Source organism: Pedobacter rhizosphaerae (assembly GCF_900111155.1).
Taxonomy (GTDB): domain Bacteria; phylum Bacteroidota; class Bacteroidia; order Sphingobacteriales; family Sphingobacteriaceae; genus Pedobacter; species Pedobacter rhizosphaerae.
The window spans coordinates 1-17,275 of record NZ_FOGG01000026.1 but is presented as its reverse complement, the minus strand read 5'-3'; the positions used below and the strand labels follow the sequence as shown (position 1 = coordinate 17,275).

8 protein-coding genes are annotated in these 17,275 nt (G+C 41.8%); all 8 read right to left on the bottom strand.

All coding sequences use genetic code 11. From position 1 onward, the window contains the following. A partial coding sequence (locus BMX11_RS24385) for a hypothetical protein (protein ID WP_175474605.1) occupies positions 1–890 on the bottom strand: 890 nt, incomplete at its 3' end. A gap of 353 nt (positions 891–1,243) precedes the next feature. Then, positions 1,244–2,515 (bottom strand): glycoside hydrolase family 88 protein, encoded by a 1,272-nt coding sequence (locus BMX11_RS17775; RefSeq protein WP_090886732.1) that lies wholly within the window; start codon positions 2,513–2,515, stop codon positions 1,244–1,246. 74 nt (positions 2,516–2,589) lie between these two features. Next, positions 2,590–3,624 carry a DUF5017 domain-containing protein gene (locus BMX11_RS17770; RefSeq protein WP_090886730.1) on the bottom strand — a complete coding sequence of 345 codons (1,035 nt, stop codon included), beginning with the start codon at positions 3,622–3,624 and terminating at the stop codon, positions 2,590–2,592. A 19-nt stretch (positions 3,625–3,643) separates the two neighbouring features. Beyond that, positions 3,644–5,644, bottom strand: a complete 2,001-nt coding sequence (locus BMX11_RS17765) for a RagB/SusD family nutrient uptake outer membrane protein (protein WP_090886728.1) — start codon at positions 5,642–5,644, stop codon at positions 3,644–3,646. Between the two features lie 42 nt (positions 5,645–5,686). Continuing rightward, positions 5,687–8,836, bottom strand: a complete 3,150-nt coding sequence (locus BMX11_RS17760; RefSeq protein ID WP_245738702.1) for a SusC/RagA family TonB-linked outer membrane protein — start codon at positions 8,834–8,836, stop codon at positions 5,687–5,689. A gap of 168 nt (positions 8,837–9,004) precedes the next feature. Beyond that, complete coding sequence (cslA, locus tag BMX11_RS17755) at positions 9,005–11,110, bottom strand: chondroitinase-AC (protein WP_090886724.1); 2,106 nt, start codon at positions 11,108–11,110, stop codon at positions 9,005–9,007. 46 nt (positions 11,111–11,156) lie between these two features. Further along, positions 11,157–12,608 carry a sulfatase gene (locus BMX11_RS17750; RefSeq protein WP_245738701.1) on the bottom strand — a complete coding sequence of 484 codons (1,452 nt, stop codon included), beginning with the start codon at positions 12,606–12,608 and terminating at the stop codon, positions 11,157–11,159. A 77-nt stretch (positions 12,609–12,685) separates the two neighbouring features. Continuing rightward, complete coding sequence (locus tag BMX11_RS17745; RefSeq protein WP_245738700.1) at positions 12,686–16,795, bottom strand: hybrid sensor histidine kinase/response regulator transcription factor; 4,110 nt, start codon at positions 16,793–16,795, stop codon at positions 12,686–12,688. Positions 16,796–17,275: the final 480 nt, after the last annotated feature.

The window sequence follows — 17,275 nt, the reverse complement described above, 5'->3', positions numbered from 1 at the left end:
GGAAGTTGGAAGATATACTCTCCTTCATCGAAGAAAACCTCAATCTCATCTGGCATATCAGCTGAAATTTTAAAAGGCTGCGCAAGGAAGTTTTCCAGGTTAATTTCGAAGCAAATCGTTTCCGTTAAAAGATGGTGTTGATAGACCGTTTCTGGTGGGTTTGGTGCATGATTACTTCCATCCTCTTGCAATTCATTAGCTAAAGGTTGAAATCCAAATATAGCATTGATGGAGAAACTGGCGCTATAAATAAAGCTTTTTTCATCTACCGAGAGGATGTAACTGCGATCCAGGTTAACCTCAATAATTTGTGAATCTACAATTTCTATTTCAAGCTCAGTTGAACAACCCAAATAGCCACTGTAATACAATTTATGGGTGATAAACTGTTCGACATCCTCTTTTTTCTCCAATATAAAGCGTTCTGCTGCACGTACCTGCTGCTGTAGCGACTCTTCCTGCCTGATTATCAAATCCATTGTATTATGAAGATCGCTTAAGGCCGATATGCTGCATGCTGATGACCACTCTTGCTTTTTCAGGTCATCATGAGCAATAACGCAAACCCTGCCTTCTGATTTAAACTGCTCAAATGCGGCAGTAAAATGTCGGGCAACAGCGGTTTTATCGAAAGATTTAATAAAATATCGAAACTGCGGGATATGCAATAACAGCCCGGCCTCCCCCAAACTCAGATGACTCAAGGCAACCTTGGATTTTTCAACTATCCGATCTCTAATTTCTGCTTCTATAGCATGGGTTAAACATAACTGGATCAATCCCTTCCTAGCTAAAGCTGTTAATGATTTCAATTCTTTGCTTTCAAAATCAAAAGCCCGGTCAGCTAGAAATTGAGAATCAATAAGTAATTTTTTGAGCGCTAAAATCATATATTCTTTTTTTAATTATTCAGGACAGCAAGTGTTATAAATCTATTTTCCCTAGCAATCGTCTTGCTGAATTTAGTTCAGCATCTTTACGTAAGTCCCTGAAACAAGTTCAGGGTGAGGAATTTTTAAAACTTAAAACCCAAAACCCAAAACTGGTCGTAGCGTCTCCAATGCTGTTAACTTAAGCAAAATGGTGTCAGTCTGAGCTCGTCGAAGACCTTCTTAATAAGTCGAAAACTAAAATGAATTGCCCTTCGACAGGCTCAGGATGACAATCCATTTTAGTTTTCTCCTTAAGTTAATAGCATTGGTAGCATCTCGCTACGACCCTATCCTCCCTCATAAACAACCCATCAACCCTTCAATTTCTGATACCTGAGCAACGCTTCCAAGAAATAATAATCGGCATAAATGAGCGGAACATCGATTTCAGAATTATGGGGAAAACTACCTACACTATGCTTTAAAATAAAGCCGGAGTTGGATCCAGGTTTAGCCAGATAACCCTCTCCCGATAAAGATTGCAACATCTGCTCTGCGGATTTAAAATATTGGCTTCCATTCTTTGAAAATGTACTTAATTCAAGTAAACCAGAACTCACCAATGCACCTGCAGAAGCGTCACGAGGGATATAGGAAAGCTTGCGTGAGGCATAATCCCAATCTGGGGTATATCCCTTTTGACCTACATTAAAATCCCAGTAAGGAATTTTATCCGTTGGCAGGTTGGGATGGTTAAGGTAAAAATCTGCTGCTTTTTCGGCTGCTTCTAAAAATCGCTTATCCTGTGTTTCCCTATACATCATGGTAAATCCATATATGGCCCATCCCTGGCCTCTGGACCAGGTTGAATTATCTGAAAAACCCTGATTGGTTTGTTGATGCAATGCAACACCTCCCGGGGCATAATCTACTACGTGATAGGTACTGTAATCGGCCCTGAAATGGTTTTTGATAGTGTTTAAGGCATGACTTACCGCTACATCTTTATACTTTGGGTTACCTGTAATTTTAGATACATAGCACAACATTTCCAGATTCATCATATTATCTATAATCACCGGATATTGCCAGGTTGTTTTATTGTCCCATGATTTCTTTGCCTGCCATGATTTGATTAGTCCAACCTTGGGATCGAAACGGGTCAATGCAGATTCGGCAGACTGAATGAGGATTTTGCGGTACTTTTGCAATTTAACGGGATCTTTTTCTAAACGCATTGCGTTGCCATAAGAGCAGTACATTACAAAACCTACATCGTGGTGTTGAGTTAAAAACTGACCTTGTGCCAAAGCCTCTGTCCATTTGGTTGCAGCAGCCTTCCACTCCGGGTTTTGCGTATACTCATAAATGTACCATAAACCGCCCGGGAAAAATCCGCCTGTCCAATCCCAAACATCCGTTCCCTTCACCGTTCCATCTTTTTTCGTTGTACGTGGAAACTGCGTAAGATCGGTGGAGGTTTTAAGCATCAACTTATATTGTTTTTCGGCAAGGCTAAAATCTTTCCTGATCAATTCTTCTTTAGGCGAGAACCACAAAAATGCAGAGGCTATGCCGGTGATGACAAGCATTAGGGTTACTAAAAAAGTTCGTTGCTGGTTTTTAAATCGAGTGATTTTCATAAGGTATTCTATTACTATATTATTTTAATCTTAATCGGGCTTATTTATACATCCCATATTTCAATTTTTGCTGTTTAAGGTGCTGTTATCGTTATTGGAATTTCCTTCACTACAGCCTTCGTTCCATCTACGGTATTATTTGAGGCTACAAAAGTTGGTTTATAACTTCCTACGGGATAAACTGTTGTAGCTGTGTAATTAAGCATTTTGCTGGTGATTTCTTTAATACCTACTCCTGCATCCGGACTAACCTTGCGCAAATTCACAGGACCAACTATGGCCCAGGCTTCTGCAGGAGCGGTTGCAGTAGCTACTGTAGAAGCACCTGTAATTACAAGTGAGCCCGCAGTTCCTACGCCAGTGGTATATACCCAGCCATATTTGTTGGCATTCAGGTTTTCATCCAATATGGTTAACCAGCCCAATCCTGGCGTATTTACCCCATAATTGGTAATGGATTGATTAGAAGCTGCAAAATTGGCTTGTGTGTAGGTGGTGTTATCCTCCAGCACATTATTTAATGAAAGATTAGTGATTGTCCATTTATTCTGGATAGTTCCCGCAACAGCTTTATATTTAAAAGCAATGAATACAGGCTTTTCCAGTTTGCCATAATCTGAGAGGTCGATAATACCCGAAGGTGTGGCCGTTGAAGCTCCGGTTGACCAGGTTGCACGGGCAGAAATATCAGTCCAGTTTGCGACAGCAATGTTGGCATTAGTAGCTACAGTATCTCTTGTAATTACTCCCGTTAGCGATTGCGATTTGGCTACTACGCCTTTAAAATCAGATGAGATGAGTAGTTGAATAGAATTGGCCTGAGCTCCATTGGCCCTTAAGGAATTAAATTGCAGCTGAGGGGTACCATTTGCCGCTGTTCTGTTTCTAAATGCATAGCGCTGTCCCAGGGCACCCGAATAAAACGTAACCACATCTGCATTGCCGCTAAGCTGGTAAACAATGGTATCTGTAGTTTTAAAGGCAGTACTGGCCTGTCCGTTTGTTTTCGAACTGAACACATCGAAAACTACATCTCTTTCTTCAATTTTTTTGTCGCATGCCGCCAGCAAAAACAGGCTTCCCAATGCGATAATATTTAAAAATTTCATGATCTTTCTAATTTGATAATTACCAACCTGGATTTTGTATTGCCTGTTTATTTACAGTGATTTCGGCAGCCGGAATCGGGAACAACAGGTGTTTAGGTACTACGTTTGAACCGGCTAGCCCCCCATAAGAGAAGGTTGCGCCTGCATTGGCCCTGATATCGGCACCTATGGCATTCATGGTTTCTACCCATTTCCCCCATCGAATCAAATCGGGTCTTCTTAATGTTTCAAAACACAGTTCTCTCGATCGCTCCTCTTCAATAGCCTGTTGAAAAGTGGTTTGGCTTAAACCACTTAAATCAACCACGGCGGTGGCAATGGTTGCAGTTGCTGTTGCCCGGATCCCTGCATAGGTAAATACGGCGCCCGTTGTACCTGCAGCCGAAGCACCAGAAGTTTGCACTGGCGCAGTGGATGTAGATCTGCCTGCAGTAGTAACAGTGTAAACATTGTTTCCATTAAATACCTGTGTGTTAACAGCGTAATCTGTATTAGCAGCCCATGCCGTTCCGATGGTTACCGTTGGTGCCGAAGTATAGCCTTTCCCTGGATTGGTGATGGCGATTGCGGTAACTTTTCCTGTACTTGTAGACACGGTTGCATCAGCTGTTGCAGCAGTGCCACCACCTCCTGTTAAGGTTACAGGGATATTGTTGATAGTTGTTAAATAACCGGTGTTACCTGCAGTAGCCAGCGTAATGGTATTGACAACAGAAACAGCAGCTCCAGCTGTTGCAGGATCTAGACCAAATCCTCTTCTGCGTACCTGGTTAATGGCATCGTAGGCAATTGCTGTAGGTCCGTTGAGGTGATTTTCTGCTTCGGCAAGCATGAGCAAGACATCCGAATACCGCAATAAGGGATAGTTGATGGGTGTAGTGTTCTGGTTTTTATTATCGAGTACATAAGCCTCCCTTCTAAACTTAGCGGCATCGCGATTATAGATTTGTGCAGCCGTGTAATAGTTGTAGTAATATCTATCCGGGTAAGTAGCAATGTAGTTGAACTGTGCCAGATTCCAATCTCTCCTTAAATCGCCGGGCTGAAAAAGATTATAGAGTTTTGCTGTGGTATGCAAAAATCCATAGCTGTATCCAATCTTAAGACCAATACCAGTGGCTACCTGCATTTGAATGCCCCCTAAACTACCTACCCTGCCATTAGAACCTAATCCATCTGCACCATTCCCCTTAAATTCTACTTCCCACATGCTGTCTTTAATGTCGTACAAATCCTGGTGCATATTCACGAAAAGTTGTTTATAGCTGGGATTTAAACGATGTTCACCTGACTCCTTTACTTTTAAGGCCCATGTTTTTGCCTCAGCATATTTAGATTCATCTTTAAGCGGTGCTCCGGCCATAGTTAAACAAACCCTGGCCAGTATACCTTCCACAGTTGTTTTACTTACCCGGCCGCTAAAACCTAAATCGGTAATCCTGCTCGTTAATCCTTCGGCTTTAGTCATATCTGCAAGGATTTGCGCATAAACCTGTTTTAGTGGGGTACGGGGAGTTTGTACATCTTCTGCAGAAGGCGATTTGGTAGGCTCAGTTTTCAGGGGTACATCACCAAAGTTACTGGCTAAGAGAAAATAATAGTATCCACGAAGAAAGAGTGCTTCGCCTAAAATCGGAGCACGTTTTGCTTCGGTAATATTGGCCTTGTTAATGTTGGCAATGAGCATATTGGCTCTTTCTATACCAAGGTAACACTGCTGCCAGAATCCACCGACGCTGGCATCCGAATAATCGAAGTTATAGGCAGGCACACCCGTAGTTTGGGTACTGCGCTGATAAAATGCCTCATCGGAGATATTGTAATCACTATTTAAAAAATTTCCATACATGGAGGCAGTTTCCAATGGATAATATACACCAGCCAGTGCATTGAGTAGCTTGGCTTCCGAATCGTAGTATTCCTCGGGCAGTAAATTATCATTAGGTTCTGTGGCCAAAAACTTTTTACAGGAACTTAAGCCTGTAGCGATGAGGAGTAGAAAATATAAAATCTTTTTCATATCAATTGAATTGCTGTGAATGTCTTCTGTTCGGGTTTAGGCTTAAAAAGTAACATTGGCTCCAAAAGCAAGCGTTCTGGCTCTGGGATATGCGCTATAATCAAACCCACCGGTAAGAACGGAATTGTAGGTACTTACCTCAGGATCTAATCCTTTGTATTTGGTCCAGGTATAAAGGTTTTGTCCCGACAGGAAAATACGGGCGGTTTTAATCTTAACCTTGTCTAATATCGTTTTTGGAATATTGTAACCCAATGAAACTGTTTTTAGGCGCAGGAACGAACCGTCTTCAATCGTTCTTGATGAATAACCTGCGACAGAAAAACCACCTGTACGATAGTTGGAGGAGTTTTGATTGTCTGGCGACCAGCGATCTGTATAACTTTCATATTGCTGCAAAAAGCGTTTACCAAGTGCATTTCCTTCAAAAACATGGCGATTCATATTCTGAATATCATTTCCATATGACCATTGAAAGAAAACATTCAGGTCAAATTGTTTGTAGGTAAAATTATTGGTGAATCCACCTGTATGCAAGGGCAAGCTGTTTCCAATAACGGTATAGTCGGCTGCATTTACATTCCCATCGCCATTAATATCCTTATACCTGATATCTCCCGGCTGGATATTCTGACGCGCGCTACCATTGGCAGGTACATTATCCTTTAAAAGGTATTCGCCGGTAGAGCTGCGATTGAAATCACTGTACTGATACACACCTTCCCATACAAAACCGTACATCAGGCCCAAAGGCTCACCAATTTTGGCGATGTATGAAGGAATATTGGCATAGGCATTATCCCAACTGGTAGTGGAAAGCAAAGTGAGTTGATCTTCTGCGAGTGCCAGCACCTTATTTCTGTTAAAGGAAATATTAAAACTGCTGTTCCATTGAAAATCTTTCCGGTTGATATTGATGGTACTCAAGGTAATTTCTAAACCACGGTTGGAAACTTCACCCACATTTTTGAAGGCGGTAGTATAACCGGATGAAGTTGGCAACGTTGCCCGCAATAAAAGATCTTTCGTATTCTTCTTGTACACATCAACCGTTAGTGAAATCCTGTTTTTCAGGAAACCAAGATCCACCCCTGCATCATACTGATCTGTAGTTTCCCATTTTACCTTAGGATTGCCTAATGAGGTTGGAATAATACTACTTACGTAGGTGTTGTTCCAGGGGTATGAATTGCCTGGCACTACGTCATTAGAGGGGAGATAGGCAAAATCATTTACCCTGTTATTACCCGTCTTTCCATAACTCAGGCGAAGCTTTCCATCAGATAACACCTTGCTGTTTTTAAGAAAATCTTCTTTAATAAATCGCCATGAACCACCTAATGAAGGGAAATAACTCCACTTATTGCCTTCAGCAAATTTAGAAGAACCATCAGCGCGGTAAGAGGCTTCCAGGTAGTATTTAGACTTAAAATTATACTTAGCTCTTCCATAAAATGAGGATAGGGTCCATAATGAGCTGGTTGAAATGGTAACCGGATTTAGAATCCCTTCATTTAAACCACTGATCCCTAATTTTTCATTGGGTAAAAAGGTAGCACCGAAACCAAAAGCATTGCTGGTATTGCCTTGGGCCGAAAAACCGCCCAATATATTCAGATTGTGTTTTTTATTGAATGTTTTAGTCCAGGTTAAGGTATTTTCATTAGACCAGTTATTGGTATTGGCCTGAGAAACGGATCCATTTACGCCACTTGTTCTTCCAGGGGTCGTATTCGGACTTCCGGGATAAGTTTTAGAATTGTTAAACTCTTCGTTGATAACCCGGGTATTGTTAATTCCACCCGTTATTTTCAGCCTCAAACTGTTAGTGATCGCATAATCGAGGTATCCCGTCACATTTAAATTATGCGTTTTATTATTACGAAGTAAATTCTTCTGATTCATGATGGGATTGAACTTGTAGTCGGTGCCGCTTGATGTGGTTTCATCAATGGCCTCGTCTTCCGTAAGTTCGCTTAATGGACTATAACCCCATACGCTGTACAAAATATTGGTAGTTCCGCTACCGCCTGTTCCTTGTGCAGCCGAATTTCCCGAACGGAAAAGGTAGGCGTAGTTGGCATTAACACCAACCTTTACTTTGTTACTTAAAGTCTGATCTAAGGTTATTCTGCCCTGATATCTTTTATAAGCCGTATTGATCACTGTACCTTTCTGATCATTCAGATTTCCGGAGATGGCATATACAGTTTTATCCGTTCCACCTCTCAATGCAAGCGAGTAATCCTGCCTCAGCCCCGTTTGAAAAAAAGGCGTTTGCCAGTCAGTGGCGGCTACATTTCTATAATCTTCAAGCGTTTTGCCTGGCCTGGTGAGTAAGGTATAAATTGGTGTTGGATCGGTTGCCGAACCCAGCGCACCCGGCACAAGCTCCAGTTGCATTTTGGCAAACTCGTAAGTATTCATCAAATCCATGGTTTTGATGTTGTTATCGAAACTTACCGTTGGACTGAAAGAAATTACCGGCGCACCGATTTTCCCTTTCTTGGTGGTAATCATAATCACGCCGTTAGCTCCTCTGGCACCATAAATAGCTGTTGCCGATGCATCTTTTAATACATCTATAGATTCTACTTCCTGCGGATCAAAAACATTCAGGTTGAAACCTTCAACAGGAAAGCCATCTACCACATAAAGCGGACTATTATTCTGGGTGATGGAGTTGGCACCCCTAATCACAATATTAACCGATGATCCGGGCTGGCCATCCGAAGAATTTACCTGTACCCCAGCCACACGGCCTGCGAGCGATTCGTCAATAGACCGAACGGGTGCCTTGGCCAGGTCATTCATATCAACCTGTGCTACTGAACTCACTAAATCGCCTTTTTTGCTTGTACCATAACCAATCACCACTACATCATTGAGTACTTTGTCATCAGTGGCTAATGCCAGATTAATTACCCCCTTATCACCCACCGCGATTTCTCTCTGAACATAACCGATGTAGGTGAACACCAGCGTGCTGGATTCTTTAGATGAAACCTGGATTGCGTAGCGGCCATCCTGATCGGTAGAAGCACCGGTTTTGGTGCCCTTTACCAAAACACTCACCCCTACCAAGGGTGCACCCGATCCCTGCTCCGTTACTTTTCCTTCTACCTTTCGGGTTTGAGAAAAAGCACTCAGGGCATAAATCATACATACTAAAAGAAGGTAAATCTTTCTCATATTTTATTCGTTTAATTTGGTTTTCCCGTAATCACGCTGTGGATTACTATCCTCAAATTTGCAAGCCAGCCGACCGAAACAAGGGGTATAAATTAATTTATATAAGGGTAATAATTGGTTAACATTGCCTTAAAGGCCGATATAACCAATTATTCTTGAAAAAAGCGCTTATTGAAGCGTGACGGTTGAACCCGCAAATGCTCCTTCAGGAAGTTTAGCTGCTAAGGTTCTTATCTTGCCTGTGTTGATGTCTTTAACCTTAACACTGATGCTGGATTCTTTCTGCATCGGGTCGGCAACAGACCAGATCTGATCTGCATTTACCTGCTTAACCATCAATACACAAGGTTTATCGCAGGTAATTTCCATCCCTTGTAAAAGTAAAGTACCCGCTTCATAAAACACAGCCTGTAACATTTTTAGAGACTGGTGGTAAACCGCCTGTACCTTCTCGGTATTGACTACAACCTGTAAATTAGCTGCCTTAAAGTTCTTCAGGTCAGCAGAATTGGATATTCCTGGTAAAACAACATAATTATAGGTAGCATTTTGAGGCTTTTTGCCATGATTGAGCCAAAGTTTAAAGACCTGTCCAGAAACCTCATCCTTAGTGTGGGAATTGTTGATGTGGTACCAGTTGCCTTTCTGAATTTCTGTGCTTAATGTAATATCCTGAGACTCGGGGAAATAATAGCCTATGTCATCATGCCAGAACCAATGGCTTTTATTGTCTGCGAATACCGCTGTTTTTCCTTTATCAATAGCTTGATTATTAGAACTGACTACGTTTCCTTTTAACCAGCATTGATTTACCGTAGTGGTAACCGGCTCTGGCGTATTGGTGCTTATTCCCGCGCCCAGGCAAACAATCTCCTGATCAAAAAAGAACCATGCTTTTTTTGCACGCAAGCTATCATAATCTAAAACATATCCACTTGCGCCATAAACACCATCCGATACACCTCCGGCAAAAATGTTATGTCCTTCTTCGCCCCAAAACTGGGTCATTTGGCGGTCTACCTTGTAATCCCTGCTGGTTACTCCCGGTATCTTATCCCATTCCCAAACAGGCATAATGTTATAATATTCTGGTCCGTTAACCTGAATGTTCGTTGCACCATCCGAAAGATAGCGACCTAAAAGATTTTCCTTATTTCCTGATTCGCTGCGTTTGGTGCGTTTACTTGCCATCCGCACGTTAAAGGTATAAGCGCTTCGAAGGTGCTGTACATAATCTGCATTCCAGAACTGCTGATGATAGGGTAATATTTGATACCCCGGCACTTTCTTTCCTTCGGTTCTACCAATAGCTGCCAACCAGTTGTTGGAATTCTTAAAGTCTAGCAACTGCGCTACTAAAAGCCTGTTTCGCTCAGTGCTTTTATCCAGGATATCGGGCCTGCTTACTCCACGACCTTCTACATTGAAATCGATATAACGACCGCGAATGGCCTTAAGATAGCTCTCCCGATAATATTTAGAGAAGATTTCCAGTTTTGCATCCGATAAAGCATATTGTGTGCCCCGAACATAATTAGCCAGTTTTAACACCCCAGTTATAAAAACGGAGCCATAACTGGAGATCTGGAGTTGCGGTCCATGTTGCAGGTAAGAATAATCATATTGAAGCCCCTCTTTATGGTACACCAATTGGATAGGTTCAAAAAGCTGCGCGGTAGCAAAGCGAAGCAATTCTTCATTATCGGTCAAAAGTCCTCTGTAAAAATAATGCAATGCGACGTCAGTTTTATTTGCGCCAGTTTGTTTCTGTATGTCTCCACGTTTCATTCTTTCGATGATACGTTCCGCCAGTTTAGTATCCAGTTGCTGCTTCCCATAGCGCATCATAATCAGCATTTCGCCTAAGGCCTGTGGCGTGGCAATCTCGTTGTGCCACCAGTTACTGCTTTTCGGATCACTGTCATACCAATACTGGAAAGCCAGAGAAATAGACTCAAAGACCTTTTCATTTCCAAAATAGGGGCTTTCTTTAGTAATGTAGGTTTGTATTAAACTTTCCAGATTAACCAGATGCCGAAACGGTTGCCATCTCGTAATCTCTTTATCCTGGTAGGGAATATCTTTCCAGCTACCGTTGGCCTGAATATTTTTTAAATTTAGTTCTGCACTCTTCTCAATTGATTTAACGGGCTTCTTAAGGTCGCTCATAACTCTATCCATGATCACTTTTGTGGTTTCGCTTAGCTGTGCGTGGATACTGAGCGGTAAGCCTATCGATATAAAAAGTAAACAGGAAAACAGTAATTTCTTCATGGTTATAATTTGGTTAATGATATAGGGTGATTGATATTGTTATTCTTTATGGATACAGTCTTTCCATTGCCCGGCCTTTGGTTTCCATCCGGTGTTTCATGATTTGGTTTTTCCCGCCATAAGAACTGCCCCAATGCGGTGTGTCTAAGCCTTTTTCCCAGTCCTGAATACGGTAAAGCATTTTTTTTACCTGCGCGGGATATATATTGGCTAAATTATTTGTCTCCGAGAGATCCTTTTTCAAATCGAATAGCAGCACCTGTTGAGTATCTTTGTCTTGCACACGGATCAATTTCCAGTTTCCCGTACGCATTGCCGCAGCCACTCCCCTGCGCCAGAATAATGCCTGATGAGGTTCCTTTTTGTTCCCGGTTTTTAAGTACGGGATCAAATTTACCCCATCCAGAGGCAACGTTCCCTTTGGTTTGCCTTTGGCCGAGGCGATGGCTGTAGGCAGGATATCCAAGGCGCTTACAGGTTGATGGTAAACCAATCCCGTGGATATTTGACCGGGCCACTTCATCATCATCGCTACACGGATACCACCCTCCCATTTAGAGCCCTTCATGCCCCTCAACAAGCCATTATCAGAAGCATTGTTTGTTGCTCCGCCATTATCATTAATGAAAACAATAAGCGTATTTTTATCCAATTCCAATTGTTTCAAACGGTTTAACAATTTACCTACATTATCGTCCAGCGAAGTCATCATTGCAGCGTAGGCCCTGCGTCCGCTATCGGGAATATGGGCATAACGCGCCATTAAATCTTTCCTGGCATTCATGGGTGTATGTACGGCATTAAATGCGAGGTACATAAAAAAAGGCTTTTTTTGATTCTCTTCGATAAAATGGGTAGCCCTATCAGTAAGCATATCAGTTAGATAGGTCACCTTACTTTCTGCAACCGCTTCGCGATTATCATACAGTACATTTTCCCGGGCTGGTTTTGTTTTGTAGCCAAAGAAATCTCTATGTCCGCCGGTAAAGCCATAAAATTCATCGAAGCCTCTGTTGAGGGGAAAATGCTGAGGTTCATCTCCCTGGTGCCATTTACCTATAGCAATAGTTCTATAGCCATTGGCCTGCATTTCGTTCCCTATAGTTTGTTCTTTGAGGTCCATCCCCACATCGGCAAGGGTATACCCTTTAGAAACCTGTGTTGAGGTATTGTGTTCAAAGCCAAAGCGCTGTTGGTAGCGGCCTGTTAGCAGGCCAGCCCTTGATGGTGCACATACCGAAGCCGAAACATAGGCATCGGTAAAGCGAACACCTGATTTGGCTATCGCATCTATATTTGGTGTAGGAATTTCCTTTCCGCCATAGCAACCAAAATCAGCGTAACCTGCATCGTCGCTCACAATAACAATTACGTTTGGTTTAGTCGATTGCTGTTGCCGGGCAACCGTATAGGTACTGCATATCATAAAAGGTACAATCAGCGCAAACCTTCGTTTAGCGATGCAGCATGCGAATAGACCTTTACTCGTTTTTTTCATATTCAATCTTAGTAACCCTTGTTTCTATAAAAATCAAATATTCAATTTTATCAGCTCAAAAAGGGTGAAAGATTGGTTTAAAAGGGGGGATTAATCTGTTTTTGTTGATATTCTGAGGGAGCAAGGCCAAATTGCTTTCTAAATTCCTTGCTAAAATACTTCCTGTCGCTAAAACCTACAGCATAGGCCACTTCTGCAATGTTCATCTGGCGGTCATCAAGTAATTGTGCAGCTCTTTTCAGGCGTTGAGATTTAATAAAATCGGTTATGGAAAGTCCCGTTAATGCCTTGATTTTTTTGTACAATACGGTTTGGCTCATGCCGATCTGATCGACCAGGCTACCCACATTAAAATCGGGATCTTCCATTTTATCTTCTATCAACTGCATCAGCCTATTTAAAAATTTCTCATCGGGCGAAATACTTTCCAGTTTACGTGGATGAAACATAATCTGCCTGATGTATTTTTGTTTAAGTTCTTCACGACCCTGTAACAGATTTCGGATACTGAGTTCGAGCACCTGGATACTGAAAGGTTTGGTAATGTACACATCGGCACCAGCTTCAAGCCCATCAACCTGATGAAGTTGAGAAGCCATGGCCGTAAGCATAATTACCGGAATATGACTGGTGGTTTCATCCCGCTTTAAGCGCTGGCAAAGTTCAAAACCATTTAATTCGGGCATCGTTACATCGCTCAGTACAATATCCGGAACATGCGCCAACGCCACCTCTAAGCCCTTTAATCCATTTTCACTTTCTAAAATATGATAAGTGTGTTGAAGTGATTGTACAATAAAATCGCGCAGTTCGTCATTATCTTCCACCACCAAAACCGTATGCCGCTTTTCTGTCAGGTTTTCTGGGAGGACAGCTTTAACAGGCACATGACCTTCTACTGCTAAATCTTTAACTACCTCTCTAACCACAGCATCCTCAACAATTTGCCCGTCATCGAAATGCATTTTGCCTAAACGAAGCTTAACGGTAAGTGCTGTTAGGCCGAAGCCACTTTCCAAAGCAGGTTCGCTATATACGCTGATCTCTCCCTGGTGAAGATCAATTATATTTTTGGCCAGTGCCAAACCAATTCCCCAGCCCTCGGTAGCTACTGCGCCCGACTTAACCTGAAAAAAATTGGTAAATATCTTATCCTGCATGGCCAGTGGTATACCCATTCCGTTATCTGTAATGGTTATTTCTACCCTGTCATTTTCCTTCCTGATTATAAATGATATTTTCCCCCGGTTGGGCGTAAATTTGAAGGCGTTGGAAAGGATATTATAAAACACCTTCTCCAGCTGACTAGGATCGTAATATACCGCTATCGATTCCTCCCCGCATTCAAACTGGTAGTCTATGTGTTTCATTTCTGCCAGACCCAGATAAGATTGATAGATCTGTTCACAAAAATCAACCAGGTTGTTGGCTGAAACTTTGATGCTCACATTTCCGCTCTCTATCTTTCTGAAATCGAGCAACTCGCTAATCAATCTTAACAACCTGTCGGCACTTCTTTTAATGTGTTGTAACTGATGGTTCAGGGCATCGTTCTCAGCAGTCATTCTGATTACCTTTTCCAGCGGGGCGAAAATCAGCGTGAGTGGCGTACGGATTTCATGCGAAATGCGGGTAAAGAAATCCAGTTTCATCTGGTAAAGCTCTTGTTGACGTTCGCTGTTCAAATGCTCATAATACAGTTCGGTTTGCAACTTTTGCTGTCTTCGCGTAAAACGGAGCACAAAATAGAGTATAATGCTCACTGTTATAAAGTACAACAGATAAGCCCACCAGGTTAACCACCAGGGCGGTAAGATGCGGATTTCCATCACCGCAGGGGTATTGTTCCACAGGCCATCGTTGTTACTTCCCTTTACCATTAATTTATATTTCCCCGAGGGAAGGTTGGTATAGGTTGCCGAGGGAATATCTACGTAGTTCCAATCCTTTTCAAAACCTTCTAATTTATAGGCATAGCGATTTCGCTGAGGTTGTACATAATTTAATGCCAAAAATTCAATGGAAAAAATGTTCTGATCGGCCCTGAAGGTAATGGATGGCGTAAAGCTGATATCTTCTTTTAAAAGTTTATCGGAACCGTTAATGGCTACTGGTTTGTTGAACAACTTGAGTTCTGAGAAAACAGTTCGTGGAATGTAGGCATTCTCTCTAATCTCTCTTGGTGTAAATACCACCAGGCCGTTATAGCTGCCAAAGTATAATTTACCATGAATGTCTTTGTAGGCCGAGTTTACATTAAACTCATTGGTGGGAAGGCCATCGCCAGTATTGTAATTCTTAAATGATTTCCGTTTCGGATCAAATTTGCTCAAACCCCGATCTGTACTGATCCATAGGTTCCCATCATTATCTTCGAGAAGATCGATAATATTATCGCTGGCAAGCCCTTCCTTTTGGGTATATGTACTAAACGACTTTGAATGAGGATGATAAAGACTTAATCCTCCGCGCATGGTACCTATCCAAATATTACCTGAATGATCTTCCCACAGGCAGGTAATCTGATTGGATTTTAGGCTATCGCGATGTTGATCGCTTTTAAAAAACACACTGAACTTCTTTGCTCCGGGCGATAAAAGGTTGAGTCCTCTCGGCGTTCCTACCCAGAGATTTTTTTTAGCATCCTGATAGGCAAACCTGATATAGCTGCTGCTTAGTTTCAGAGCATGAGCAGGATTATCGTTAATCACCTCAAAAGTTCCCTTTTCCGGATCGAAAATATTTAAACCTTTAGAAGAAGTACCCAGGAGCAACCTACCACGGTCGTCTTCCGTAATGCTGCTTACATAACCCTGGCTCAATCCATTGGCACGGGGTGGATAGTGCTTAAACTTACCTGTTGCGGGAATAAAAAGTTCTAATCCACCTTGATAAAGTCCTACCCAAATTCTTCCCTTACGGTCTTTAAAAATCGCTTTAATGGTGTTATTACTGAGGCTTCCCGGATCACGCGGATCGTTGACATACTTTTTAAATATGCCCGTTTTTACCTCATAGAAATTCAGTCCCTGTCCTTCAGTGCCAATCCAGAGGTTCTGATTATCATCGGCTTCTATCACGCTGCTGATATCACTACTAATGCTGTTTCGGTACTTGCTATATTTCAACACGGTAAAAGGAATTGCATTGCGATGGGTCACATTTACACCGCCAAACATGGTGCCTATCCATATTGATCCCTGATCGTCCTGATAGATCTCTTTGATAGAGTTGTCGCTAAGGCTTTTTCTATTGTCAGAATCGTGCTTATAGGTAGTGAATCGCAGTGATTCTGTATCCAGAATATTCAGCCCGTTCATGGTCGCTACCCATAAATTTCCCTTCCCATCGGGCATAATTTTACGGATGATATCGTTGCTTAGTCCATCTGTGTGAAGTACGTTATACCTAAACCTTTTGAATGAACCAGATGAGGGAAGAAAAAGATTTAGTCCTTCAGCTTCTGTTCCAACCCATATCCTTCCCTTCCCATCTTCGGCAATGGTGCGGATCGAATTTCCACTTAAACTGCTTTCATCCTGAACGTTATGATAAAAGGACCGAATGTGGATTTGACCATTTTTCAACGACAACTTGCTTAATCCTGTGGTGGTACCCACCCAGATATTTCCTTTACTGTCTTCAAAAATTGTGTAAACAGCATTTCCGGCGAGTCCGTTTTTTTGGTAAATCTTTTTGAATTTGCGGGTATTGGCGTTTTCGAGCATGCTCAAACCCTGATTGGTACCAAACCAGATCTTCCCTTTGCTATCGGCCTGAATGGAAAGGATAATTTTGTCGCTTATGCCATTAGGATCTTTCGGATTGAAAATGATCCTTTCAAACGCATCTTTTTCCGGAATATACCGATTGAGACCATTTTGGGTGCCAATCCACAGGTTCTTCTGCTGATCTTCCTCCAATGCATAAATATAATCTTCCGTACTAATGGAAGAAGGATTTTTAGGGTCGTTTCTGTAGATCCTAACTCCTTTCCCGTCATACCTGTTGAGGCAATCGCGGGTACCAAACCACATATACCCCCTGCTATCTTTGCAAATGGACAGCACCGTACTTTGAGAAAGGCCGTTATTTACCGATAAGTGATCAAAAGATAGCTGACCAAATGCCGCAGCAACTAAACTTACATTTAGGAATAGGATGATGGTTAATATTCGTTTGGTCAAAAGGTTTGGGATTTTGGTAAGGATAAAAATAGATAATTTATTGAGAAATAGGAATGATGATGAGGGTTTGGTTGGTAAATGATGTAAGATGACAGGCAAAACGAACAACTAACTCTGTTGTCTTTGTAATTTAATGTTTAACAATGAAAATTACCTGTTAGTTGCTTAGGTGCCTTAGGTGGTTAAATGATGTGAGATGTGTAGATGGAAGATGGAAAGGCAAACCGAATAACTAACCCTGTTGTCTTTGTGTCCTTAAGTAACAATACTTATAATTATCTTATATGGTTCAAATTTCTTTGTGCGCTTGGTGGTTTAAAACATTAAGAAGTTAAGGTGAGTTAAGATGGGTTAAGTAACAATACTTATAATTTTCTTATCTGGCTTATATGGTTCAAATTTCTTTGTGCGCTTGGTGGTTTAAACATTAAGAAGTTAAGGTGAGTTAAGATTTGGGGTTAAGTAACAATACTTATAATT